Annotated in this window: 22 protein-coding genes; 7 read left to right on the top strand and 15 right to left on the bottom strand. The window is 71.5% G+C overall.

Features of this window, described 5'->3' with window-relative positions:
- Window positions 1–103 precede the first annotated feature (103 nt).
- Window positions 104–1,234, top strand: a complete 1,131-nt coding sequence (locus tag QPJ90_RS12085; RefSeq protein WP_290131454.1) for a glutamate--cysteine ligase — start codon at window positions 104–106, stop codon at window positions 1,232–1,234.
- An 86-nt stretch (window positions 1,235–1,320) separates the two neighbouring features.
- On the opposite strand, the gene ffh is transcribed toward QPJ90_RS12085, so the two are convergent.
- Window positions 1,321–2,883: a signal recognition particle protein gene (ffh, locus tag QPJ90_RS12080; protein WP_290131453.1), complete on the bottom strand. Its 1,563-nt coding sequence runs from the start codon at window positions 2,881–2,883 to the stop codon at window positions 1,321–1,323.
- 84 nt (window positions 2,884–2,967) lie between these two features.
- Here ffh and QPJ90_RS12075 point away from each other — a divergent pair, with 84 nt between their 5' ends.
- Entirely contained in the window at window positions 2,968–3,498 is a 531-nt protein-coding gene (locus QPJ90_RS12075) for a hypothetical protein (protein WP_290131452.1), read from the top strand.
- Here the strand turns inward: QPJ90_RS12075 and QPJ90_RS12070 are convergent.
- A complete protein-coding gene (locus tag QPJ90_RS12070; RefSeq protein WP_290131451.1) occupies window positions 3,490–4,134 on the bottom strand; it encodes a hypothetical protein in 645 nt (214 codons plus the stop codon). The genes QPJ90_RS12075 and QPJ90_RS12070 overlap by 9 nt on opposite strands.
- A 101-nt stretch (window positions 4,135–4,235) precedes the next feature.
- On the opposite strand from QPJ90_RS12070, the gene lipB reads away from it, so the two are divergent.
- Together lipB and lipA are read left to right on the top strand one after the other, a co-directional pair.
- Window positions 4,236–4,991 carry a lipoyl(octanoyl) transferase LipB gene (gene lipB / locus QPJ90_RS12065; RefSeq protein ID WP_290131450.1) on the top strand — a complete coding sequence of 252 codons (756 nt, stop codon included), beginning with the start codon at window positions 4,236–4,238 and terminating at the stop codon, window positions 4,989–4,991.
- Window positions 4,988–5,971: a lipoyl synthase gene (lipA, locus tag QPJ90_RS12060; protein ID WP_290131449.1), complete on the top strand. Its 984-nt coding sequence runs from the start codon at window positions 4,988–4,990 to the stop codon at window positions 5,969–5,971. The genes lipB and lipA overlap by 4 nt, the downstream gene beginning before the upstream one ends.
- Before the next feature lie 156 nt (window positions 5,972–6,127).
- On the opposite strand, the gene QPJ90_RS12055 is transcribed toward lipA, so the two are convergent.
- Window positions 6,128–6,286 (bottom strand): DUF4175 domain-containing protein, encoded by a 159-nt coding sequence (locus QPJ90_RS12055; RefSeq protein WP_141399257.1) that lies wholly within the window; start codon window positions 6,284–6,286, stop codon window positions 6,128–6,130.
- Window positions 6,287–6,404: 118 nt separating this feature from the next.
- Window positions 6,405–7,274, bottom strand: coding sequence for a signal recognition particle-docking protein FtsY (ftsY, locus tag QPJ90_RS12050; protein ID WP_058726656.1), 870 nt, complete (start codon window positions 7,272–7,274; stop codon window positions 6,405–6,407).
- Window positions 7,275–7,482: 208 nt separating this feature from the next.
- Here ftsY and QPJ90_RS12045 point away from each other — a divergent pair, with 208 nt between their 5' ends.
- Window positions 7,483–8,508, top strand: a complete 1,026-nt coding sequence (locus QPJ90_RS12045) for a TerC family protein (protein ID WP_290131448.1) — start codon at window positions 7,483–7,485, stop codon at window positions 8,506–8,508.
- Between the two features lie 246 nt (window positions 8,509–8,754).
- Here the strand turns inward: QPJ90_RS12045 and smc are convergent, their stop codons facing one another.
- The 7 genes from smc to QPJ90_RS12010 all read right to left on the bottom strand — a co-directional run bounded on the left by smc (window position 8,755) and on the right by QPJ90_RS12010 (window position 17,979).
- Complete coding sequence (gene smc, locus QPJ90_RS12040) at window positions 8,755–12,498, bottom strand: chromosome segregation protein SMC (RefSeq protein ID WP_290131447.1); 3,744 nt, start codon at window positions 12,496–12,498, stop codon at window positions 8,755–8,757.
- Between the two features lie 65 nt (window positions 12,499–12,563).
- Window positions 12,564–13,535 carry a bifunctional DNA-formamidopyrimidine glycosylase/DNA-(apurinic or apyrimidinic site) lyase gene (gene mutM, locus QPJ90_RS12035; protein ID WP_290131446.1) on the bottom strand — a complete coding sequence of 324 codons (972 nt, stop codon included), beginning with the start codon at window positions 13,533–13,535 and terminating at the stop codon, window positions 12,564–12,566.
- A 3-nt stretch (window positions 13,536–13,538) separates the two neighbouring features.
- Window positions 13,539–14,309, bottom strand: coding sequence for a ribonuclease III (gene rnc / locus QPJ90_RS12030; RefSeq protein WP_290131445.1), 771 nt, complete (start codon window positions 14,307–14,309; stop codon window positions 13,539–13,541).
- Window positions 14,310–14,322: 13 nt separating this feature from the next.
- Entirely contained in the window at window positions 14,323–14,526 is a 204-nt protein-coding gene (gene rpmF, locus QPJ90_RS12025) for a 50S ribosomal protein L32 (RefSeq protein ID WP_022905230.1), read from the bottom strand.
- Window positions 14,527–14,570: 44 nt separating this feature from the next.
- Entirely contained in the window at window positions 14,571–15,143 is a 573-nt protein-coding gene (locus QPJ90_RS12020; protein WP_354670478.1) for a DUF177 domain-containing protein, read from the bottom strand.
- Between the two features lie 73 nt (window positions 15,144–15,216).
- Window positions 15,217–15,711, bottom strand: a complete 495-nt coding sequence (coaD, locus tag QPJ90_RS12015) for a pantetheine-phosphate adenylyltransferase (RefSeq protein WP_290131444.1) — start codon at window positions 15,709–15,711, stop codon at window positions 15,217–15,219.
- 33 nt (window positions 15,712–15,744) lie between these two features.
- A complete protein-coding gene (locus QPJ90_RS12010; protein ID WP_290131443.1) occupies window positions 15,745–17,979 on the bottom strand; it encodes an ATP-dependent DNA helicase RecG in 2,235 nt (744 codons plus the stop codon).
- Window positions 17,980–18,075: 96 nt separating this feature from the next.
- On the opposite strand from QPJ90_RS12010, the gene QPJ90_RS12005 reads away from it, so the two are divergent.
- Window positions 18,076–18,639 carry an RsmD family RNA methyltransferase gene (locus tag QPJ90_RS12005; RefSeq protein WP_290131442.1) on the top strand — a complete coding sequence of 188 codons (564 nt, stop codon included), beginning with the start codon at window positions 18,076–18,078 and terminating at the stop codon, window positions 18,637–18,639.
- A gap of 133 nt (window positions 18,640–18,772) precedes the next feature.
- On the opposite strand, the gene thiL is transcribed toward QPJ90_RS12005, so the two are convergent.
- Window positions 18,773–19,768, bottom strand: coding sequence for a thiamine-phosphate kinase (gene thiL, locus QPJ90_RS12000; protein WP_290131441.1), 996 nt, complete (start codon window positions 19,766–19,768; stop codon window positions 18,773–18,775).
- A 24-nt stretch (window positions 19,769–19,792) separates the two neighbouring features.
- Here thiL and QPJ90_RS11995 point away from each other — a divergent pair, with 24 nt between their 5' ends.
- Window positions 19,793–20,278, top strand: a complete 486-nt coding sequence (locus tag QPJ90_RS11995) for a DUF3515 family protein (RefSeq protein ID WP_290131440.1) — start codon at window positions 19,793–19,795, stop codon at window positions 20,276–20,278.
- A 167-nt stretch (window positions 20,279–20,445) separates the two neighbouring features.
- Here QPJ90_RS11995 and QPJ90_RS11990 read toward each other — a convergent pair whose 3' ends face one another.
- The 3 genes from QPJ90_RS11990 to QPJ90_RS11980 all read right to left on the bottom strand — a co-directional run bounded on the left by QPJ90_RS11990 (window position 20,446) and on the right by QPJ90_RS11980 (window position 23,484).
- Window positions 20,446–21,531, bottom strand: a complete 1,086-nt coding sequence (locus QPJ90_RS11990; protein ID WP_290131439.1) for a D-alanine--D-alanine ligase family protein — start codon at window positions 21,529–21,531, stop codon at window positions 20,446–20,448.
- A 29-nt stretch (window positions 21,532–21,560) separates the two neighbouring features.
- Window positions 21,561–22,574, bottom strand: coding sequence for an NAD(P)H-dependent glycerol-3-phosphate dehydrogenase (locus tag QPJ90_RS11985; RefSeq protein WP_290134220.1), 1,014 nt, complete (start codon window positions 22,572–22,574; stop codon window positions 21,561–21,563).
- A 91-nt stretch (window positions 22,575–22,665) separates the two neighbouring features.
- Window positions 22,666–23,484 carry a lysophospholipid acyltransferase family protein gene (locus tag QPJ90_RS11980; RefSeq protein ID WP_290131438.1) on the bottom strand — a complete coding sequence of 273 codons (819 nt, stop codon included), beginning with the start codon at window positions 23,482–23,484 and terminating at the stop codon, window positions 22,666–22,668.
- Between the last annotated feature and the right edge of the window lies 1 nt (window position 23,485).

Below are 23,485 nucleotides of genomic sequence, written 5' to 3'. Positions count from 1 at the left end.
ATTCCACGGTAGTACCGTGATGGAACAACTTGGTGGAGCGAGGTGCACGACCGGTGACGGCGTTCCTTGTGCATGTCCGACAACCGACCGGCAGGATGGCCGCATGGACATCCGCTTCACAGAGTCCCACCCGTCGACCATCGGTGTCGAGTGGGAACTCCCCCTGGTCGACCGGGACACCGGCGACCTCACCCCCCGGGCCCCGGCGGTGATCAGGGCGGTGCAGGAGCGGCTCGGTGACCCGGACAAGGTCACCGAGGAACTCTTGACGAACACCGTCGAGGTCGTCACCGGCGTGCACACCACCGTCGAGGGCGCCACGTCCGAGCTCTCCGGGATCATCGGCGAGGTGATCGACGCCGCCGAACCCCTGGACGCCCAGGTCATGTGCTCCGGCACGCATCCGTTCGCACTGTGGGACCAGCAGGAGATCACGGCGGACAGTGAGCACTACAACACGCTCATCGACCGCACGCGCTGGTGGGGCCGGCAGATGCTCATCTGGGGCGTGCACGTGCACGTCGGGATCGACGACCGCGACAAGGCGGTGCCGATCATGAACGCGATGCTCGCCTACGTGCCGCACCTGCAGGCGTTCACCGCGTCGAGCCCGTTCTGGGCCGGCACCGACACCGGCTACGCCTCGAACCGTGCACTCATGTTCCAGCAGCTGCCGACGGGCGGACTGCCGCCGGGCATCGACGACTGGAGCGGCTTCGAGACCGTCGTCGACGACCTCACCAAGACCGGCGTGATCGACGGGTTCAAGGACCTCCGCTGGGACATCCGCCCCTCACCGGGCTGGGGCACGCTCGAGAACCGGGTGTCCGACGGCATCTCGACCCTGCACGAGGTCGGCGCGGTCACCGCCTTCGTCCAGTGCCTCGTCACCGCGCTGTCGGACCGGCTCGACCGCGGCGAGGTCCTGCCGTCGATGCAGCAGTGGTTCATCCGCGAGAACAAGTGGCGCGCGGCCCGCTACGGCATGGAGGCGGAGATCATCACCAACGCCGCCGGTGACGAACGGCTCGTCACCGACGAGGTGCACGACCTCGTCGAGCGCCTCGACCCGATCGCGGAGCGGCTCGGCTGCCAGCAGGAGCTGCACCACCTCGACACGATGATCGAGCAGGGGGCGTCGTACCAGCGGCAGCTCCAGGTCGCGCGCGAGAACGGTGGGGACCTCCGCGCGGTCGTCCGCCACCTGGTCACCGAGCTGCGCGACTCGCTCTAGTCGCCACCAGACAGACGGACGGGAGGCGCGGTGCCAGCTGGCACCGCGCCTCCCGTCCGTCTGGTGGTCGCGTCAGCGACCTCGCGTCAGCGACCGAGGAACTTCTGCAGCGACTGCATCTCTTCCTCGGTGGGCGCCTTCGGGTTCTTCGCGTTGGCACCGCCGAACCCGAAACCGGAGCCCTGCGGCGCCTGCTGCTGCGGCTGCGCCGCCGCACCCGACGCGAGCGCGGCGCGCTTCGCGGGGTTGCCGACCTTCTTCTTCTTCGCACCGCCCTGCTGCTGCTTCTTCTTGCCGCCGTGCATGCCCGGGATGGGACCCATGCCCGGCATCTGCGGAACGCCACCGCGGGCGACGGTCTTCATCATCTTCGCCGCCTGCTCGAAGCGGTTCACGAGGGCGTTGACCTCGGTCACCGTGGTCCCCGAACCCTTCGCGATGCGGAGACGACGCGAGCCGTTGAGGAGCTTCGGGAGCTGGCGCTCCTGCTTCGTCATCGACTGGATGATCGCCTCGGTCCGGACGATCTCGCCCTCGTCGAAGTTGTCGAGCGCCTCGCGCATGCCCTTCGCGCCCGGGAGCATGCCGAGCATGCCCTTGATGGAGCCGGCCTTGCGGAGCTGCTGCATCTGGCCGAGGAAGTCGTCCAGCGTGAACGAGTCGCTCGCGATCTTCTCGGCGACCGCGCGGGCTTCCTCTTCGTCGAACGCCTGCTGGGCCTGCTCGATGAGCGAGAGGATGTCGCCGAGGTCGAGGATGCGGCTCGCCATGCGGTCCGGGTGGAACGGCTCGAAGTCGTCGAGCCCCTCACCCGTGGACGCGAACATGATCGGGCGGCCGGTGATGCTCGCGACCGAGAGGGCCGCACCACCGCGGGCGTCACCGTCGAGCTTGGACAGGACGACGCCGGTGAAGTCCACCCCGTCTTGGAAGGCGCGGGCCGTGGCCACGGCGTCCTGACCGATCATCGCGTCGATGACGAACAGGACCTCGTCCGGATCGACGGCCTTGCGGATGTTCGCGGCCTGCTTCATCAGCTCGGCGTCCACACCGAGGCGACCGGCGGTGTCGACGATGACGGTGTCGTACTGCTGGTCGACGGCGGCCTTGATCGCGTTCTTCGCGACCTTCACCGGGTCGCCGACGCCGTTGCCGGGCTCCGGCGCGAAGACGTGCACGCCCGCCTGTTCACCCACGACCTGGAGCTGCTGCACCGCGTTCGGACGCTGGAGGTCGGCCGCGACGAGCATCGGGGTGTGGCCGTCCTTCTTGAGCCACTTGCCGAGCTTGCCCGCGAGCGTCGTCTTGCCCGCACCCTGGAGGCCCGCGAGCATGATGACCGTCGGCGGACGCTTCGCGAACTCGAGGCGGCGCTGCTGCCCGCCGAGGATGCCGACGAGTTCCTCGTTGACGATCTGGACGACCTGCTGCGCCGGGTTGAGCGCCTTGTTCACCTCGTCCGAGAGCGCACGCTCGCGGATGGAGGCGGTGAAGGACTTGACGACCTCGAGCGCGACGTCGGCGTCGAGGAGCGCCCGTCGGATCTCGCGGACGGTGCCGTCGACGTCGGACGGGGACAGGCGACCCTTGCTCCGCAGGTTGCGGAAGGTCTCTGTCAGCCGGTCGGAGAGTGAACCGAATTGCGCCATGATCCGTCGATTCTACAAGGCGACCACCGACCGTCCCGACCGCGACCACGACCGCGCCAGCACCATCGGACTACCGTCGGGCTCGTGCGACTGAGGGAGATCGACGCGGGCGGCTGGCTGCGTGCAGCGGGAGCAGCCGTCATCGCGGCCGTCCTGGCGGGCGTGTTCGCCGCGACGTTCCCGATCGCAGCCTGGCTCACGGTCGGGATCGGCGTCGGGTCCGGAGCGGCGATCCTGGTCCTGGTCGTCGCAGCCTGGGCGGGAGCAGGCGGGTACTCGGCGCACCGAGCACTGCGCGACTGGGTGCGCGGCGGCCCCGAACCGGACAGGCTCCCGGTTGGTCAGCGCGTCCGGTACCTGTCGAGCGTGATCGGCCGGACCGGATGGTACGCGTGGGGCGGCGTGGTGTTCAGCCTCGCGTTCCTCCTCCTCGGGATCAGCGACGTCCTCGGCGAGCAGGACCTCCGTCATGCCGTGATCATGTTCGGGACGGCGCTCGTCTGGGGGATCATCGCTGTGCACTCCCTGACCGTGGAGCGGCCGCACCGAGCACGAGCCCGGGAGCTCTACGAGGGACAGTTGGCCACGGCTGACGGAGTCCCGGGATCACCGTAAGCGCACCCCCGGCGCGGGTTCGATGAGCGTGCCGAGCCCGATGTCGACGACCACCGGAGCGGTCGACGCGCGGCGGTCGAGCGTCGGGAACCACTTCCGCTCCGTGGACACCAGGACGAGCAGCCCGTCGACGTCCCCGACCGGCGCGAACCCGGCGTCGGGCGGCCCGCCGTACGGGTGGACACCGTGGTGTCCGAGGGCATCGACCACCCCGAGGACGTCGGGGACGGCGATGCCCACCTCGCTGACCGAGCCGGGCAACCCCTGCCCAGGACCGGGCGGCAGGTCGCGGCGTTCGATGAGTTCGAGGAGCTGCTCGTCCGGGCCGTCGAAGTACACCGAGCGCGAGTTCCATCCGGGCGGGCCCTCGAACACCTCCTCGCCGTCTCGCGCGTGGAGCACCCGGGCTCGCTCGGTGATCCACGACCGCGCGGAGTCGAACGTCCCGGTCGGGATCGTGAACGCGAGGTGGTGCGCACCGGTCATCCCGTCCAGGTGGTCGAACACGAGGGTGGTCCGCCCCACCGAGACGAGCACGGCGGCGCCCTCATCGGAGACCGGACAGCCGAGGCGTCGGTAGAAGTCCGCGACCTCGTTCGGGGCGCGGGTCGTGAGGTGGACTCGTCGAATGTGCATGCAGCCATCTCACGACCTCGACCACGGTTGAGGTCAAGCCCCGACGAGAAACGAGGAGTGGTTGTTGTACGGCGTCCAGAAACTGCCGTACGCTGACGCCCATGCCGGAACTCGAGATCGTCCGGGTGCCGGGGCTGCTCGCCTACGCCGAGGGCCTCGCACTGCAACAGCGCCTCCGCGCCGACGTCGTGGCCGGTCGCTCCCCCGGCGCGCTCGTCCTCTGCGAGCACCCGTCCGTGTACACCGCAGGGCGCCGCACCGAGCCGAGCGACCTGCCCACCGACGGCTCTCCGGTGGTCGAGGTCGACCGCGGCGGCCGCATCACCTGGCACGGCCCCGGCCAGCTCGTGGCCTACCCGATCGTCCGGTTGGCCCGGCCGATCGACGTCGTGGCATGGGTGCGCGACCTCGAACAGGTCCTCATCGACGCGGCCGCCGCCGTGGGTGTCACAGCCGAACGGGTCGACGGCCGCAGCGGAGCCTGGGTCCCCCGATCGGACGGCTCCAACCACGACAAGGTCGGTGCCATCGGCCTGCACGTGGCGGAGGGCGTCACGAGTCACGGGATCGCGATCAACTGCGACAACGCCCTCGACGCCTACGCCGCGATCGTCCCGTGCGGCATCGCCGACGCCGGGGTCACGACCCTGGGTCGCGCGGCCGGACGTCCCGTCGCCGTGGACGAGGTCGCCGGACTCGTCGCGCCGCTCGTGCCGGCGGCTCTCGACGGCATGCACGCAGGCCGACGGATCGCGTCAGCCGGCCACCCCGCCAGCCCGGACCGGTCAGCCGGGGGCGAGCCGCGCCTCCCGTCCGACCCGGACCGCACCACCGACCTGCAGGAGGTCCCCGCATGACGCTCGCTCCCGAAGGCCGCCGCCTGCTCCGCGTCGAGGCCCGGAACGCCGAGACGCCGATCGAGACGAAGCCCGCGTGGATCAAGACCCGCGCCACGCAGGGCCCGGAGTTCCGCGACCTGTCCGCCCTCGTCAGGGACAAGCAGCTCCACACCGTCTGCCAGGAGGCCGGCTGCCCGAACATCTTCGAGTGCTGGGAGGACCGCGAGGCGACGTTCCTCATCGGTGGCTCGCAGTGCACCCGGCGGTGCGACTTCTGCCAGATCGACACCGGCAAGCCGAGCCCGCTCGACCGTGGGGAGCCCCGGCGCGTGGCGGACTCGGTCGTGTCGATGGGCCTCAAGTACGCGACCGTGACCGGCGTCGCCCGGGACGACCTCGACGACGGCGGCGCCTGGCTGTACGCCGAGACGATCCGCCAGATCCACGAGCACTCCCCCGGGACCGGCGTCGAGGTCCTCGTACCGGACTTCAACGGCCGCCCGGACCAGCTCGGCCAGGTGTTCGACGCACGCCCCGAGGTCTTCGCCCACAACGTCGAGACGGTGCCGCGCATCTTCAAGCGGATCCGTCCGGCGTTCCGGTTCGAGCGCTCGCTCGACGTCATCACGCAGGGCCGCGACGCCGGTCTCGTGACGAAGTCGAACCTCATCCTCGGCATGGGCGAGGAGCGGCACGAGGTCATCGACGCGCTCGAGCAGCTGTACGAGGCGGGCACGGACATCATCACGCTGACCCAGTACCTCCGGCCGTCGCCGCGACACCTGCCGGTCGCGCGCTGGGTGAAGCCCGAAGAGTTCGTCGACCTCCGCGAGATCGCCGAGGACATCGGGTTCTCGGGCGTGCTCGCCGGGCCGCTGGTGCGGTCGTCCTACCGCGCGGGTCGCCTGTGGGCGCGGGCGACGGTGGCGCGCGGCGGTTCGGTCCCGGAGCACCTGTCGCACCTGCTGGAGGCCCCGGCCGGCCGTCAGGCCGTCTGAGGCGCGAGCGCGGGGCAGTGCTCGCAGCACGAAAGCGACAGGACCACGCGAACGGTGCAGCGCAAACTGTCGCTTTCGCGAACGCGCGGGACCACAGAACGGACGGGAGGCGCGGTGCCAGCTGGCACCGCGCCTCCCGTCCGTCAGTCGGTCGCGTCAGGCGCGACCGCGGATGCTCCGGAGCAGCCACCCGATGATCGCGAGGATGACGATCACGAGCCCCACCCAGAGCAGGAACTTGAGGGCACCGACGAAGATGCCGCTGAAGAGCAGGACGAGGCCGACGATGATCGCGATGATCAGCAGTGCGGGCATGGGGGTCTCCAATCCCTGGAACGAGACCGAGCGGGTGCCCGGGCCGACCGAGACGCTACTCGTCACCGGGTGACCGCGTTCGCGGACGGGTGTCGCGCAGCCGCGCAGGCGGAGATCCTCAGCCGACGAGGTTCTGCACGAACACGTGCGGCGTGAAGCCCGTGAGGTCGTTGATGCCCTCGCCCTGCCCGATGAGCTTGATCGGGATGCCGGTCTTCTCCTGCACGCTCAGCACGAACCCGGCCTTCGCGGAGCCGTCGAGCTTCGTGATGACGAGCCCGGTGACGCCCGCGCCCTCGATGAAGGCCTGTGCCTGCGCGAGCCCGTTCTGACCCGTCGTGGCGTCGAGCACGAGGAGCACCTCGGCGATCTCGGTCTGCTTCTCGACCACGCGCTTGATCTTCGACAGTTCGTCCATCAGCCCGGCCTTGGTGTGCAGCCGGCCCGCGGTGTCGATGACGACGATCTCGGTGCCCTCGCGCATCGCCTTCTCGACCGTCTGGTACGCCACGGAGGCGGGGTCCTGCCCGGGCTGCGCGGGCCGCACGACGTCGACGCCGGCGCGCTCCGCCCACGTCGCGACCTGCTCCACCGCGGCCGCACGGAAGGTGTCCGCCGCGCCGACCACGACGGTGCGGTCGTACGTCTTGAGGAACTTCGCGAACTTGCCGATCGTGGTGGTCTTGCCGACGCCGTTCACGCCGACGACGAGCACGACGGCCGGCCGGTTACTGAGCTTCAGCGTGGTGTCGAGCTTGGACAGCCGTTCCTCGAGGACCTCGCGGAGCATGCGCTGCAGGTCGGCGGGGTCCGTCGTGCCGTAGCGGTCGACGCGCTCGTGGAGGTCCTCGATGATCGCCTCGGAGATGTCCGGGCCGAAGTCGGCACCGATGAGCGCGGTCTCGAGGTCGTCCCACGTGGTCTCGTCGATCGTCTTGCGCTGGAACAGCCCGCGCAGCCGGGAGGACAGTGACCAGGAACTCGCCATGTTCCCAGCTTAGAGCGCGGCGGGTGTGCGCCGTGCCCGGTATCCTCGACTCCTGAAGGGGAGTATTCCTCCTCGGTGACCTCGTCAGTACGGTGCGGAACGATCCGGACCCGGGGCACCGGCCCCCGGCCCGACACACGGACCGACGGGTGGAAGAGACCTTCAGGCTCCTGCGCGCGCTGCGCGCTCTTGACCTGAAGGGAAACCCGTGGACGTCCCCATCCTCGTCTGGTTGATCACCATCGCCGGCATCCTCGGCCTGCTGATCTTCGACTTCTACTCGCACGTGCGCACACCGCACGTCCCGCACATCAAGGAATCGGCGTTCTGGTCCGCGTTCTACGTCGGCCTCGCCATCCTGTTCGGTGTCGGCATCCTCGTCTTCGGCGGCGGGCAGGCCGGTGGCGAGTACTTCGCCGGCTGGCTGACCGAGAAGGCGCTGTCGGTCGACAACCTGTTCGTCTTCCTCATCATCATGTCGAGCTTCGCGGTGCCGAAGGAGTACCAGCAGAAGGTCCTGCTGGTGGGCGTCGCGATCGCACTCGTTGCCCGCGGTGTGTTCATCGCCCTCGGCGTCACGATCATCGAGAACTTCTCGTGGGTGTTCTACCTGTTCGGCGCACTGCTGTTCTGGCTCGCCTGGTCACAGGCGAAGGGCGGCGGGCACGACGACTCCGAAGGCGACTCGAAGCTCATCCGCACGCTCCGCAAGGTGATCCCGACGACCGACGACTACCACGGCGACAAGCTCACCGCGAAGATCGACGGCAAGCGCCTCTTCACCCCGATGCTGCTCGTCATGGTCGCGATCGGCCTCACGGACGTGCTCTTCGCCCTCGACTCGATCCCGGCGATCTTCGGTCTGACGCAGGACGCCTTCATCGTGTTCACCGCGAACGCGTTCTCGCTCCTGGGTCTGCGCCAGCTCTACTTCCTCATCGCCGGCCTGCTCGAGCGCCTCATCTACCTCGGCCAGGGCCTGGCCGTCATCCTCGCCTTCATCGGCGTGAAGCTCGTGTTCCACGCGATGCACGTCAACGAGCTGCCGTTCATCAACGGCGGTGAGCACATCGAGTGGGCCCCCGAGATCCCGATCTGGTTCTCGCTGAGCTTCATCGCGCTGACGATCGCGGTCGCGACGGTCGCCTCGCTGGTGGTCTCGAAGAAGCGGCAGGAGCGCGGGCTCACCCCGACGGGGCAGCCGAAGGAGGCCGTGGAGGCCGACGCGAAGTAGTCGTCACCACCTGACGGACGGGCGCGCCCCGCTCAGCGGCAACGCGAAGCGTTGGGCGGGGCGCGCCGACCGAGCCTGCGAGGGAGGACGGTGCCAGCTGGCACCGCGCCTCCCGTCCGTCGTCCGGTTCGCGGAAGCGACAGATCCGGCGAGCTGGCCCCGGTTCACTTCGCGAAAGCGACAGATCCGTCGGGCCGGAGCGCGGCGATCTGTCGCTTTCGCGAAAGCGACAGATCGCCGGCGGCGCTACGCGACCGCGTCCGCCGGCTCCGCCGACCGGGCCTGCACGCGCTGCCCGACCACGGCGGACACGCCGTCCTGCCGCATCGACACGCCGTACAGCGCGTCCGCGATCTCCATCGTCCGCTTCTGGTGCGTGATGACGATGAGCTGCGACGCCTCGCGCAGCCGCTCGAACACGGTCAGGAGCCGCCCGAGGTTGGCGTCGTCGAGCGCCGCCTCGACCTCGTCCATGATGTAGAACGGCGACGGGCGCGCGGTGAAGATCGCGACGAGGAGCGCCACCGCCGCCAGGGACCGCTCCCCGCCGGACAGCAGGGTCAGCCGGTCGATCTTCTTCCCGGCGGGCTTCACCTGCACGTCGATACCGGTTGCGAGCAGGTCGTCCGGGTTCGTCAGCGTGATCGACCCCGAGCCACCCGGGAACAGGATCGGGAAGATGACGTCGAAGGCCTCGCGGGTGTCGTGGAACGCGGCCTCGAAGATGGTCTGCATCTTCTGGTCGAGCTCCTCGATGATCGTCATGAGGTCCGTCCGGGTCTTCTGCAGGTCCTCGAGCTGCTCGGCGAGGAACGCGTGCCGCTGCTCGAGCGCCTGGAACTCCTCGAGTGCGAGCGGGTTCACCTTGCCGAGCTGGCCGAGGTCACGCTCGGCTGCCTTCAGCCGACGCTCCTGCTCGGCCCGGACGTACGGGACGGTCTCGACCGCGTCGGGGTCGACGTCGTCGGTGGCGTCGTACTCGGGCAGTGCCGGACCACCGGGGAGGGTGGACTCGGCGTCGACGAGGACCTCATCGGCCTCGTCCTCGTCAGCCACGGCCGGCTCGGCCTCGTCGTCCGCGGTCACCGCAGGGGCTGCCGCTGCGGCCCGGGCGCGCTCGGCCTCCCGATGCCTCCGCGCGAGCATCCGCGGGTCCACGAGCACGTCGACGGGGACCGGCACGTGCGGACCGTACTCGGCCACGAGGACCGTCTCGACCAGCCCGAGTTCGCTCTGCGCCCGGTCGAGGATGCCCGACACGTGCAGCTTCTTCTCGTAGATCTCCATCTCGAGGGAGTGCACGCCGTCGGTCAGGGTCTGGAGGCGGTCGCGGAGCTCGCGTTCCTCGTTCCGGATCGTCTGCAGCTCGGTGTTGCGCTTCGACCGCTCGGACTCCTCGTTCGCGAGGCGCACGCGGGCCTCGGCGAGCGATCGGTCGACCGCACCGAGCACCCCGGGGAGGTCGGCGAGGACCCCCTCGGCGACGGCGATCTGTCCGCGCCGGACGACCGCACGCCGGGCGGCTTCCTCGGCCGCGGCACGCTCGGCCCGGAGCTGGCGTTCGAGCCCGGCGGCCCGGTTCCGTTCGGCCCGCACCCGCTCGCGCACCGTCTCCACCTGGATGCGCTGCTCGATCTCGGCCGCACGGGCCGCCTCGAGTGCGTCCAGCAGGGCCGGGCGTCCGGACGCGTCCACGGTCGGCCGCGGCTGGTCGGTGAACGCCACGAGGGCCGCGTCGGCCTCGGCGAGCACGGCCTCGGCGGACTCGACCGCACCGTCCGTCTCGGCGAGGGCCGCTCGGAGACGCTCGACCTCGGCCGCCGCGTTCTCGGCGCGCGCCCGCGACGACGCGCTGCTGCGGTCGTACTCGGCTGCGGCCTTCGCGTGCGCGCGGGACGCCTGGTCGGCCTCCTCCGCCCGTCGTCTCGCCTCGTCGACGGCGGCACGAGCGGCCTGGAGGCGCGTGGCGGCGTCCTCGACGTCGCTCGCGACCGCGTCCCGCCGGGTCACGGCGTCGTCGCGCTCCGCGACGAGCTCGATGCGGCTGGTCATCCGCTCTCCGCCGCCCGTGACGCGGACGGCCCGGACGACGTCACCGGACCGCGTGACGACCGTGGCCTGCGGGGCGGCGGTGAGCACGGCCTCCAGGTCGACGTCCTCGTCCACCGCGATCAGTGTGGCCCGCAGGACCGCGGCGATCGCCGCGGGTCCCTGCACGAGGTCGACGGCGCGGCGGACCCCGGCGGGGAGCCGGTCGGGCAGCGTCCCCGCGCCGGCGGAGGCGGCCGGGTCGGGGTCGGCGACCACCACGTCGACGCGACCGAGGTCCGCGGTCCGGGCGTGATCGACGGCGTCGAGCGCGACCGCCCGGTCCGTTGCGAGCACGGCGTCGGCGAGTCCGTCGAGGGCGACGGCGACCGCGCCCTCGTAGCCGGGCTCGACGGTGAGGCTGTCCGCGAGCCGGCCGGCGATGCCGGCACGGCCGGCCTCGATGAGGGCCTGCGACCCGTCGCGGACGTCGATCGACATCGCGAGGGCCGTGACCCGGGCGTCGAGCGCGTCCCGCTCGCGTTCGAGGGCGTGGAGTCGGTCGCGGAGCTCGTCGCGCGTCGTCTGGGCTGCCTGCTGCTGCTCGCGGGTGGTCGTGACGGCGGCGGTCAGCGCAGCGTCGTCGACACCCTCGGACGGGTCGGCCCCGATGTCGGCGAGGGCCGCGGCGGCACGCTCGGCGCGGTCGGTCGCCTCGGCCAGCGCGCGTTCGCGGCGCTCCCGGTCGGCCACCGCCGAGCCCCGCTTGGACCGGGCGACGTCGACGGCGGACGCCAGCCGCTGTGCCTCGAGGTCGTGCTGCGAGACCAGGGCGGCCTGGGCGGCGATCTGCTCGTCGAGGGCGTCGAGCGCAGCCCGCGCTTCCTGCACCCGGGCCGCGGCGGCACCGGAGTCGGCGGCCATCTCCTCGGCGCGGGTCTCGAGCCGGTCGGCCTCGTCGCGGACGGACTGCACACGCTCCGGTGTCACCGTCGGACCCTGCTGCGGGGCGTCGGCCTGCTGCGCGAGGAACATCAGGCGCTGGTTCGCGAGGCTCGACAGGCCGCGGAGCCGTTCCTGGACGCTCTCCAGCCGGTGCACCACCGTGCGGGCACGGTCGACATCGTCGCCGACCATGCTCTGCTCGACCTGCTGCTGCCGGGCGCGGGTGCGGTCGAGGCGTTCCTGCAGCACGATGCGCTCGGACTTCCGGCCGGTCTCGACCTCGAGGTGCTCGTGGAGCTCCCGCCGGAGCCGGACCACGTCGTCGGCGAGGATGCGCGCCTTGGCGTCCCGGGCGACGGCCGCGACCGACTGGGCCTTCCGCGCGACCTCGGCTTGTCGTCCGAGCGGCTTGAGCTGTCGGCGGATCTCGCCCGCGAGGTCGGACAGCCGTGTGAGGTTCGTCTGCATCGCCTCGAGCTTGCGGAGCGTCTTCTCCTTGCGGCGACGGTGCTTGAGGATGCCCGCGGCCTCCTCGATGAACCCCCTCCGGTCCTCCGGGGTGGCGTGCAGCACCTTGTCGAGCTGCCCCTGGCCGACGATGACGTGCATCTCGCGCCCGAGGCCGGTGTCGCTGAGGAGCTCCTGCACGTCGAGCAGGCGGCAGTTCTCGCCGTTGATGGCGTACTCGCTCCCGCCGTTGCGGAAGAGGGTGCGGGAGATCGTCACCTCGGAGTACTCGATCGGCAGCAGGCCGTCGGTGTTGTCGATCGTCAGGAGCACCTGCGCGCGACCGAGCGGACCGCGGGTCGAGGTGCCGGCGAAGATGACGTCCTCCATCTTGCCGCCGCGGAGGGTCTTCGCGCCCTGCTCCCCCATCACCCACGCGAGGGCGTCGACCACGTTCGACTTGCCGGAACCGTTCGGCCCGACGATGCAGGTGACACCGGGCTCGAACGCGAACGTCGTCGGCTGCGCGAAGGACTTGAACCCCTTGATGGTCAGGCTCTTCAAGTACATGCGGTCTCCGGGCGGTCTGCTGCGCTGCTGCGGGCTGTGCTGCTGGCTGTGCTGCTGCGGGCAGGCTAACGCCTGCGGGCGCGGGGGCGCGGTTGGCACACGGGGCAGATGTGGCTCGACCGGTTCATGAAGGCCTCACGGACGATCGTCGTGCCGCACCGGGGGCACGGCTTCCCCTGCTGCCCGTAGACGTTGAGCCGCTGCGAGAAGTACCCGGACTGCCCGTTCACGTTGACGTACTGCGCGTCGAAGCTCGTGCCACCGTCCTCGAGCGCCCGTCCGAGGACGCTCCGCACCTCGCTCAGGAGCGCGCGCAGGTCGGCTCGGGTGAGGCGCTCCGCGGGGCGGTCGTAGTGGAGCCTCGCAGCCCACAGCGACTCGTCGGCGTAGATGTTGCCGATGCCGCTCACGACGCCCTGGTCGAGGAGCACGCGCTTGATGCCGCTCGCCCGCTTCCGTGCGACGGCGATGAACCGGTCGTCGTCGAACGCCGGGTCGAGCGGGTCCCGCGCGATGTGCGACACCTGGTGCGGGATGCTCCGACGCCACGGCGCGTCCGGGTCCGTCGCGTCGACGTGCCCGGCGAAGCCGGCGGGAGCGCCGTCGACGGTCGGCACCATCGGATCGAGCGCCATCGACCCGAAGGTGCGCTGGTCGACGAACTCGAGCTGGACGGGGGCTTCGGGCGTGCCGTCGCGGTCCGTGCCCGCGGGCTGCACGTCGATGAGGATGCGGCGGTGCTTCGCGGCCGGTCGGTCCCGTCCGAGGAGCACCTGGCCGGACATGCCGAGGTGCGTCACGAGCGCCTCCGGACGATCGCCGTCGAGCTCGGGGCGCAACGGGAACCAGAGGAACTTGCCACGTCGGACGGCCGCGGCGATGGTCCGGCCGGTGAGCCGGTCGGCGAAGTCCTCCGCCGGGCCGTCGTGCCGGGTGAGTGCGCGGTCGTCGACGACGTCCACGTGGAGCACGCGGGCACCGCTGACGGCGGGTTCGAGGCCGGCGCGGACGACCTCGACCTCGGGGAGCTCGGGCACCGGTTACGCGGTCCGGGCCGCGCTGTCGGCGTCGGCACCCGCGCTCGGCGAGCCGTCGCGGCCGGAGAGCTTCGTCCAGGCTTGGAGCGCTGCAGCCATCTCGGCAGCCTTCTTGCTCGATCCGGCGCCGGCGGAGACGTCCTCGCCCTGCAGCACCACGGTGGCGTGGAAGGTCTTGTCGTGATCAGGACCCTCTTCGGTGACCCGGTACGCGGGGTTGCCGAGCGCGAGCGTCGCAGCGAGCTCCTGCAGGCTCGTCTTCGGGTCCATCGCGGCACCGAAGCGGTCCGGGTCGACCAGGAGCGGCTCGACCAGGCGGAGCACGAGCTCGGTCGCCGGGTCGGGACCCGCGGAGAGGTACGTCGCACCGATCACGGCCTCGACGGTGTCGGCGAGGATCGACGACTTGTCACGGCCGCCTGTCTGCTCCTCGCCCTTGCCGAGCCGGAGGTACTGGCCGAGCCCGATGATGCGGGCGATCTCGGCGAGGGCGACCGTCGAGACGAGGCTCGCACGGCGCTTGGCCAGCTCGCCCTCGTCGAGGTCGGGGAACGACCGGAAGAGCTTCACGGTCACGGCCTGGCCGAGGATCGAGTCGCCGAGGAACTCGAGCCGCTCGTTGTGCCCGATGCCACCGTGCTCGTACGCGTACGAGCGGTGCGTCAGGGCGAGTTGGAGCAGCTCGAGGTCGATGTCGACGGCGAGCTGCCCGCGCAGACGAACGACGTCCGGCCCCACGGGGCGGGACCCCGTGGCGCCGGACGTCGTGGTCATGCGTTCGGTCCGATCAGACGTCGGCGACCTTGCGGCCCTTGTACTCCATGTACAGCGGGGTGCCGGCCGAGTCCTCGACGACCTTCGCACGGTGCGGCAGGCTGTAGGTGACCTTGCCGTTCTCGATCGTCTTCACGAGCTGGACCGGCGCGGCCTTCCACTGCGAACGACGGGCGTGCGTGTTGGCACGGGACTGCTTGCGCTTGGGAACGGCCATGGTGGTTCTCTTTCGGTTGGTCGGTGGTCAGTGGCGAGGGCGGTTCAGGCCGACGTGCGGCCGTCGCCCTCGGGGCTCTGGTCAGGGGTGTTGCTGTCGTCGGTCGGCTGGAAACCGCTCAGAGCGGCCCAGCGCGGGTCCAGGACCTCGCGAGGGGTAAGGTCCTCGAGGTCAGCCAGACGCTCACCCGTCTCCGGGTCGAGGCCTGGGCAGTCCGGTCGGCAGACCGGCTGGAACGGCAGCGACAGCACCACCGCATCTCGAACGACCGGTTCGCAGTCCACGTGGTCATCGCGAACGAAGAAGTCGAAATCCTCCGAGACATCGTACGCGAAGAGCTCCGCGAAATCGACCTCGACGGGTTCGCTGATCTCGATCAGGCACCGGGAACACTCCCCGAACGCCTCGGCCGACGCGTGTCCGGACACGAGGACGCCCTCGTGCAGCCCCTCGAGGCGGACGTCGAGGTGCATCGGCGCGCCCTGACGGACGGAGATGACCCCGGCACCCATCGCGTCCGGCACCTCGACGTCGAGCGAGTGCTCGCGCATCTCGCCCGGACGGTGCGCGAGGTCGCGCACGCGCAGGGCGTAGGGGCTGTTCACGGGGGAAGACACGATCGACAAGCCTAGCGGCATCCGGACGGTACGTCGAGGCGGGCGGTCCGCGTGTCCTCGCCGGATGCCCGGGTCAGCGGCCCGTCTGCTCTGCCAGGGCGCGCGCCACCACCTCGGGCACGTACGGGGTGACGTCGCCCCCGAGGGTGGACACCTGCCGGATGAGCGAACTCGACACGTGGGCGCGTGAGGCCTCGGGCAGCAGGAACACCGTCTCGACGTCGGCGAGGTGTCGGTTCATGATCGCCATCGGGGTCTCGTACGCGACGTCCTCGCCGGAGCGGACACCCTTCACGAGGACCGTCGCACCGACCTGCCGGCAGTAGTCGACCAGGAGCCCGGCGGTCCACTCCCCGACCCGCACGTTGTCCCGCACGCCGGTCTCGACGAGTGACTCCTCGATGAGCCGGACCCGCTCGGCGGCCTCGAACATCGCGGGCTTCTTGTCGGGGTTGTGCACCACGAGGACGTGGACCTCGTCGAACAGTCCCGCCGCACGCCCGATCACGTCGAGGTGCCCGAGGGTCACGGGGTCGAAGGAGCCGGGGACGACCGCGATCTGCGCCATGCCAGCGACCCTACCGGGCGCCCGGCGAACGGCTCAGTTCTTGCCGAGGAAGGCCGCGTCGGACTCGTCCAGGCGGCGGGCGAGGGCTTCCCGGAGCGCCGGGTGCCCCTCCAGCTCCGGGTCCGGCTCGAGGACGCGCTCGGCTTCCTCGCGAGCGTCGACGATGAGGTCGGCGTGCTCGACGACGCGCAGCAGGTTGAGTGACGAACGACCGCCGGACTGCCGCTCCCCCAGCACGTCGCCCTCGCGCCGGAGCTCGAGGTCGACCCGCGCGAGCTCGAACCCGTCGTCGGAGGCGGCCACGGCGTCGACGCGCTCCCGCGACGGGGACTCGAGCTCGGCCGTGGTCACGAGCAGGCACACGCCGGCGTACTGCCCGCGGCCGATGCGCCCACGGAGCTGGTGCAGCTGTGACACCCCGAACCGGTCGGCGTCGAGCACCGCCATCATCGAGGCGTTCGGCACGTCGACCCCGACCTCGATGACGGTCGTCGCGACGAGGACGTCGATGCCCCCGGCGGCGAAGGTCGTCATGACGCGGTCCTTCTCGTCGGCGGTCATCCGCCCGTGCAGCACCTCGATGCGGCGGCCGTCGAGCACCGGCATCTGCCGCATGCGCTCCGCCGTCGCGAGCACCGTCGCCGGGGCGCGCTTCGGCGTGTCGTCGTCGGCCGGGGCCTCGGGTGCGGGTTCGCCGTCGTCCTCGGCGTGCACGTCGTCGATCGCCGGGCACACCACGAAGGCCTGACGCCCGGCGGCGAGCTCCTCGGCCATGCGCGACCAGATGCGGGTCTCCCAGCCGGGGTGCTCGGCGAGCCCGACGGTGAAGGTCTCGACGCCGGCGCGGCCCGACGGCACCCCGGCGATGGTGGAGACGTCGAGGTCGCCGAACACCGTCATCGCGACCGTGCGCGGGATCGGCGTGGCGGTGAGGACGAGGACGTGCGGCGGGGTCTGGCCCTTGGTGCGCAGGGCCTCGCGCTGCTCGACGCCGAAGCGGTGCTGCTCGTCGACCACCACGAGTCCGAGTTCGGCGAAGTCGACCCGGTCACCGAGGAGCGCGTGCGTCCCGACGACGAGCCGTGAGCTGCCGGACGCCGCCGCGAGCAGGGCACGTCGACGCTCGTCGGTCGACTGTGACCCGGTCAGGATCACCGGACGCAGCTCGGCCGCGAGGTCGGGCCCGAGGAACTTCACGATCGACCGCAGGTGCTGCGCGGCGAGGACCTCGGTCGGGGCGATGAGTGCCGACTGCCCGCCGGACTCCGCCACCGTGAGCATCGCCCGGATCGCCACGAGGGTCTTGCCGGAGCCGACCTCGCCCTGGACGAGCCGGTGCATCGGCCAGGTGCCGGCCAGGTCCGACGCGATCTCGGCCCCGACGGCTCGCTGGTCGTCGGTGAGCGTGAACGGCAGGGAGGCGTCGAAGCGTTCGAGGATGCCCCCGCGCGCGGCCGACCGCGGGGTCGACGCCACCGCGCGCGCGGCGATCCGGCGCTGCACGAGGGCGGTCTGCAGGACGAAGGCCTCGCGGTAGCGGAGGGCGTCCTGCGCGCGCTTGAAGTCGGCGACCTTCTCGGGGCGGTGCAGCAGTTCGAGCGCACGTCGGTAGGGGACGAGGTCGAGCCGGGCGCGGACGGACGCCGGGATCGGGTCGTCGAGGTCGGGCAGGGTGTCGAGCACCACGCCGATGGCCTTCGCGATCTGCCACGACGACAGCGACGCGGTGGCCGGGTAGATCGGGATCGGCTGCCGCGACCAGCGGATGGCTTCGTCCGAGCCGGGGTCCGCCAGGGACCGGGGGTCGTCGCGGTCGAACAGCTCGTAGTCGGGGTGCGCGAGCTGCCGGGCGCCGCGGTAGTCGCCGACCTTGCCGGCGAAGACCCCGCGCGCACCGGGCACGAGGTCCTTCGTGCGCCAGCCCTGGTTGAAGAACGTGAGCGTGAGCAGGCCCTTGCCGTCGCCGATCTTGGCTTCGAGGATCGACCCGCGACGGGCACGCATCGTGCGTTCGCGGACGTCGACGACCTCGGCGACGATGGTCACCGACTCGCCGATCGCGAGCGAGTCCAGCGCGGTCAGGGCGCCACGCTCGGCGTACCGGCGCGGCGCGTGCTCGAGGAGCTCCCCCACCGTGCGGTACCCGAAGGCCTTCTCGACGGCGCTCGCGGTCCGGCCGCCGAGCACGCTCGACAGTCGGCTGTCGAGCCCGCCGTCGGCAGACGGAACGGGCGCGGCCGGGGCAGCGTTCGGACCGGTGGTGACCACACGACAACGCTACCCGGCACGGCCGACGCGCACCGTGCCTCCAGGCCGGCCTGTGGAGAACGCCGGGGCGTCGTCCCGGGCCGATACGGTGGCTGCATGACCCGCATCATCGCCGGCGCCGCCGGCTCCACGACGCTCCGGGTGCCGAAGTCCGGCACCCGGCCGACGAGCGACCGCGTGCGCGAGGCGCTGTTCTCGTCGCTCGAGTCGCGGGGGCTGGTCGACGACACGGCGGTGGCCGACCTCTACGCGGGCACGGGCGCCCTCGGGCTCGAGGCGGCGTCGCGTGGCGCGGTCGAGGTCGTCCTCGTCGACCGCGCGTCCGGCGCGGCGGCGGCGTGCAAGGAGAACGCCCGCGCGGTGCAGAAGCGCGTGCCCGGCGTGCGGATCGACGTGCACGCGCAACCCGCGCTCGGGTTCCTGCGGCAGACGGTGCGGACGTTCGACCTGGTGTTCATCGACCCGCCGTACGAGGTCACCGAGCACGAGATCGGCGAGGTGCTCGAGGCACTCGTGCCACGGCTGACGCGCGACGCCGTGGTCGTCGTGGAGCGCAGCAAGCGGTCCCCGGAGCCGACGTGGCCGGCGGGGCTCGAGCCGTTCAGCAAGCGCAGCTACGGGGAGACCGTCGCGTGGGAGGCCGTGGTCGCCGCCGTCTGAGCGTCACGCTCATAGTGTGGCCGGCCTGGAGGCACGGATCGGTTCCGTCAGCTCCGCTCGCCTCCGCCGACGGGGCGGGACAGGTCGCGTGGCAGGTCGTCTCGCGCGCGGTGCGCCGCGGTGCGCGCGCAGCTCAGCCCGTCGCACCGTCCCAGTCCGCGTAGGGGTCCCAGCCCGTCGTCGGGACCGGTTCGCCGCCGCGGAGGACGTCGTGCCCGGCCCGGTCCCGCACCTCCCCGACGCGGCGGAAGCCCCCGGGCAGGACGGCCTCGGCGGGGAACGTCGCGAGGAGCCCGTGGTCCTCGCCGCCGTGCAGGGCGAACGCGTCCGGGACCGCCCGCGGATCGAGGTCGAGCGTCACCCGGCTCGCCCGCGCCAGCCGTCCACCGTCGATCGCCAGCCCGTCCGAGAGGTCCAGCATCGCGGTCGCGCCGGTCTCCGCCGCGAGCACACCGTCACCGATCGGCGGGACCGGGCGTCGCTGCCGGGCGACGTCCGGATCGGCGTCGGCACCGCTCGCGACCGTCGCGGTGCGCGAGGGCTCCCCGGACCCGTCCACCCCGTCGCGGAAGAGCCGTGCGAGCCCGCGGCCGGCGCGGCCGAGCTCTCCGGACACGGCGACGACGTCACCGGGGCGTGCGCCCGACCGGAGCACCGGCGCGTGACCGGCGAGGTCACCGAACGCGGTGACCGCGACCGTGAACGTCGACGAGGTGGAGAGGTCGCCGCCGACGACGCCGCAGCCGGGGGCGAGGGCCTCGACCGCGAGGCGCACCCCGTCGGCGAACCGTTCGAGCACGGTCACCGGCGTGTCCTGCGGGGCCGCGAGCGCGATGACGAGCCCGGTCGGCCGGGCCCCCATCGCGGCGACGTCGGACAGGTTCGTCGCGGCGGCCTTCCAGCCGATGTCCTCCGGCGAGGACCACGCCCAGCGGAAGTCCGGGCCGTGCACCATCATGTCCGTGGTCACGACGTACCGGCCGTCGGGAGCGGCGAGGACCGCGCAGTCGTCACCGGGGCCGACCATCGGGTCGCCGACCGGGAGTCGTCGGACGATGCGGTCGAGGACGTCGAGCTCGCCGACCTCCCCCACGGTCGGTGCGGGCTGGTCCCGGTGCTGCGCGTCCACACGAGAACGGTAGCCTGGACGTCGATGGACACCGCTCGCCGCACCACCCGCACCACCGCGATCGTCGGTGTGGCGATCGCCCTCGCCGCCGGGCTCACCGGGTGCACGAACGCCGTCTCGATGACCGCGGCACCGTCCGCGAACGTCGCTGCGTGCGCCGACGCCCAGGTGCGGCTGCCGAGCGTCGTCGGCCAGGACGCCGCGCTGCGGAACACCGACGCCCAGTCGACCGCCGCGTGGGGCGACCCGGCTGTGGCGATCTACCACTGCGGCGTCGCGGTGCCGACCGTGTCCGACCTGCCGTGCTTCTCGAAGGGGTCGGTCGACTGGATCCGGGACGACCGTGGCGCGCAGATCGTGTACACGACCTTCGGCCGGTCTCCTGCGGTGCAGGTCGTCATCGAGTCCTCGAAGGCGACCGACCAGGTCCTGCAGGACATCGGGACCGCGGTGTCGACGCTGCCGAAGGACGGGCACCGATGCCTCGACCCGTCCGAGGTCAACGGCTGACGCTCTCCGTCGTCGAACGGAGGACGCCCGAGAGCATCCGGTCCGCGAAAGCGACAGTTGCGACCCGTCGCTTTCGCAAGAGCGACAGATCGGCGGCGTCAACGGGCCGCGGACTGTCGCTTTCGCATGAGCGACAGCCGCGCGCGGGCCGCTCGCGGCGCGGCGGCTCAGCGGACGGCGGCGCGGCCCAGCTCGATGAGCTCGGTGACGAGCTCGCCGTACGAGACACCCGTGGCCGCCCAGCAGCGCGGGTACATCGACAGCGGCGTGAACCCCGGCATCGTGTTCACCTCGTTGACCACGAAGCCGTCGTCGGTCAGGAAGCAGTCGACCCGGGCGAGCCCGGCCCCGCCGACGGCCTCGAACGCGCGGGCACCGATGGAGCGGATCTCGTCGGTCTGCGAGTCGGTCAGGGGCGCCGGGCACAGCAGCGACTCGTCGCCGCCGAGGTACTTCGACTCGAAGTCGTAGAAGCCGTCCTCCGGCACGACGATCTCGCCGGGGAGGCTCGTGCGCGGCACTCCGTCGCGGCCCTCGAGCACGGCGACCTCGACCTCGCGGCCGACCACCCGCGGCTCGACGATCACCTTCGAGTCGTGCTCGAACGCCAGGTCCATCGCGGCACCGAGCTGCGACGGCTCGTCCACGCGCGAGACGCCCATGCTCGAACCGGCCCGGGCAGGCTTCACGAACACCGGGAACCCGTGCGCGGCCACCGACTCGGCGACGTCCACCGGGTCGGACGCCCACTGCCGACGGAGCACGGTCGTCCACGGAGCGACCCGCAGGCCGGCGTGTTCGAGCACGGCCTTCGCCACGTGCTTGTCCATCGCCAGGGCGCTCGCGAGCACCCCGTCGCCGACGTACGGCAGGCCGGCGATCTCGAGCAGACCCTGGATCGTGCCGTCCTCGCCGAACGGACCGTGCAGGATCGGGAACACCACGTCGACGTCGGGCACCGTCGTGACCGCGCCGTCGGCGTGCGACACGACGAGGTCCCGCGACGCCGGGGAGGTCGGGAAGGCCACCCGGGTGCCGTTGTCGAGGACCTCGGGCAGGTGGCGGTCGTGGATCGCCCAGCGCGCCGGGTCGTCGACCTGCAGGGTGAACGCGCCGTCCTTCGTGATCCCGATCGGCACGATGTCGTAGGCGTCCCGGTCGACGACGTCCATGATCCCGCCGGCGGTCACGCAACTGATCGCGTGCTCGCTGGAACGGCCGCCGAAGAGGACGGCGACGGTGGTCTTGGCCATGGAGGACCCCCTGGGTGGTCGCGGACCCGTCACTCGCCCTGGGGCTCGTCGGTCTCGGTGAGGTGCGGCGCGATGTTGCGCGGGTCGAGCCTACCGGCGAGGACCTCGCCCACCTGGCTGACGATGGGCATGTCGACGCCGTTCGCGGCCGCGAGCTCGAGGATCGGCGCGACGGACGCGAGCCCCTCGGCGGTCTGGTTCATCTGCCGGACGACCTCGTCGAAGCGGTAGCCCTGACCGAGCAGGCGGCCCGCGGTGTTGTTGCGGGACAGCGGCGACTGGCAGGTGGCGATGAGGTCGCCGAGGCCGGCCAGACCGGACAGCGTCGAGGGCTGCGCGCCGAGCGACACCGCGAACTCGGTCATCTCGGCGAGGCCGCGCGTGATGATCGACGCCTTCGTGTTCTCGCCGTAGCCGACGCCGTCCACGATGCCGATGGCGACCGCGATGAGGTTCTTCAGCACACCGCCGAACTCGGTGCCGATCACGTCGGTGTTGATGAACGACCGGAAGTACGGGTTCGTGGCGACCGCGGCGACCGCGGTCGCGGTGTCGAGCGACGACGACGACACGACGGCCGCGGTGGGCTGCCGTCGAGCGATCTCGAGGGCGAGGTTCGGACCGCTCGCGACGGCGATGCGGTCACGGTCGATGCCGAGTCCCTCGTGCAGGACCTCGCTCATCCGCAGCCCGGTGGCCTTCTCGACGCCCTTCATGAGGCTGACGACCGGGACGTCCTCGGGCAGGAGCGGCGCGATCGCGGCGAGGTTCGACCGCAGCGACTGCGACGGCACCGACACGTAGACCTGCTGTGCACCGTCGAGCACGGCGGACAGCGACGTCGAGGCGGTGAGCGTCCGCGGCAGGTTGATGCCGGGCAGGTACTCCGAGTTCCGCTTCGTCTCGGTGATCTCGCGCGCCACCTCGGGGCGACGCGCCCACACGATGGTGTCGGCCCCGCCCTCGGCGAGCACCTTCGCGAACGTGGTCCCCCAGCTGCCGGCGCCGATCACGGCGACCCGCGGCTTGTCGGTCGTCTGCATGACCACGCGGATCGCTGCGGTGTCGACGGCTCCGGGCGCGGCGACCGCGGGGTCCGGGTGGTCCTCGTGCGGGCGGAGGCCCGGTCCCTGGTCACTCAAACTTGCCGGTCTCCTTCTGGTTGTTCGCGGCCGGGTCCCAGCGGGTCGCCGGCGCCTGCTCGCCGCGGAGCTCCTCGAGCAGCTCGGTGATGCGCTGCATGACGATCCCGGTCGCCTCGACGAGCATCTGCTGGTCGATCGGACGACCGCGGTAGGCCGAGAGGTCGACCTCGTCGCCGACGATGACGTCGACACGGGTCGGCGGGAACAACTTCAGCTTCTTCCCGTAGCGCGCCATGATCCCCTGCGTGCCCCAGTGGGCCATGGGGATGAGCGGCACGTCGTTCTCGAGCGCGATCCGGACCGCGCCGGTCTTCCCGCGCATCGGCCAGAGGTCGGGGTCACGGGTCAGCGTGCCCTCGGGGTACACGATGATCGCACCGCCCTGCTCGATGACGGACTTGCCGCCGCCGAGCGGGTCGCTGAGCCGGGTCCGGCCGGAGCGTTCGACCGGGATCTGCCCCATGCCGGACATGAGCTTGCCGAACACCGGGACCTTGAAGAGCGACGCTTTCGCCAGGAACCGCGGCGCGCGGCGGGACAGCCAGACGGCCGTGCCCACCACGAGCGGGTCGATGTTCGTGAAGTGGTTCGGTGCGAGCACGAAGGCGCCGCCCTCGGGCAGGCGCTTCGGCCCGTGCCAGTGGTAGCGCGCGGAGAACCGGAAGACCGGGATCACCACCGACGCGGTGATGCGGAACGCGGTGTTCAGCTCACCGCGGCGCCACCGGCGCCCAGGGTTGGGCAGACCGGTCGAGACCTGCGAGGCGGAGCCGCGCCGCGCCTCCAGGCCGTCACCCGAAGCAGCCACG

The sequence above is a fragment of the Curtobacterium sp. 458 genome (genome assembly GCF_030406605.1).
Classification (GTDB): domain Bacteria; phylum Actinomycetota; class Actinomycetes; order Actinomycetales; family Microbacteriaceae; genus Curtobacterium.
The sequence above is the reverse complement of the archived record's forward strand: the minus strand, read 5'-3'. Positions and strand labels throughout refer to the sequence as shown.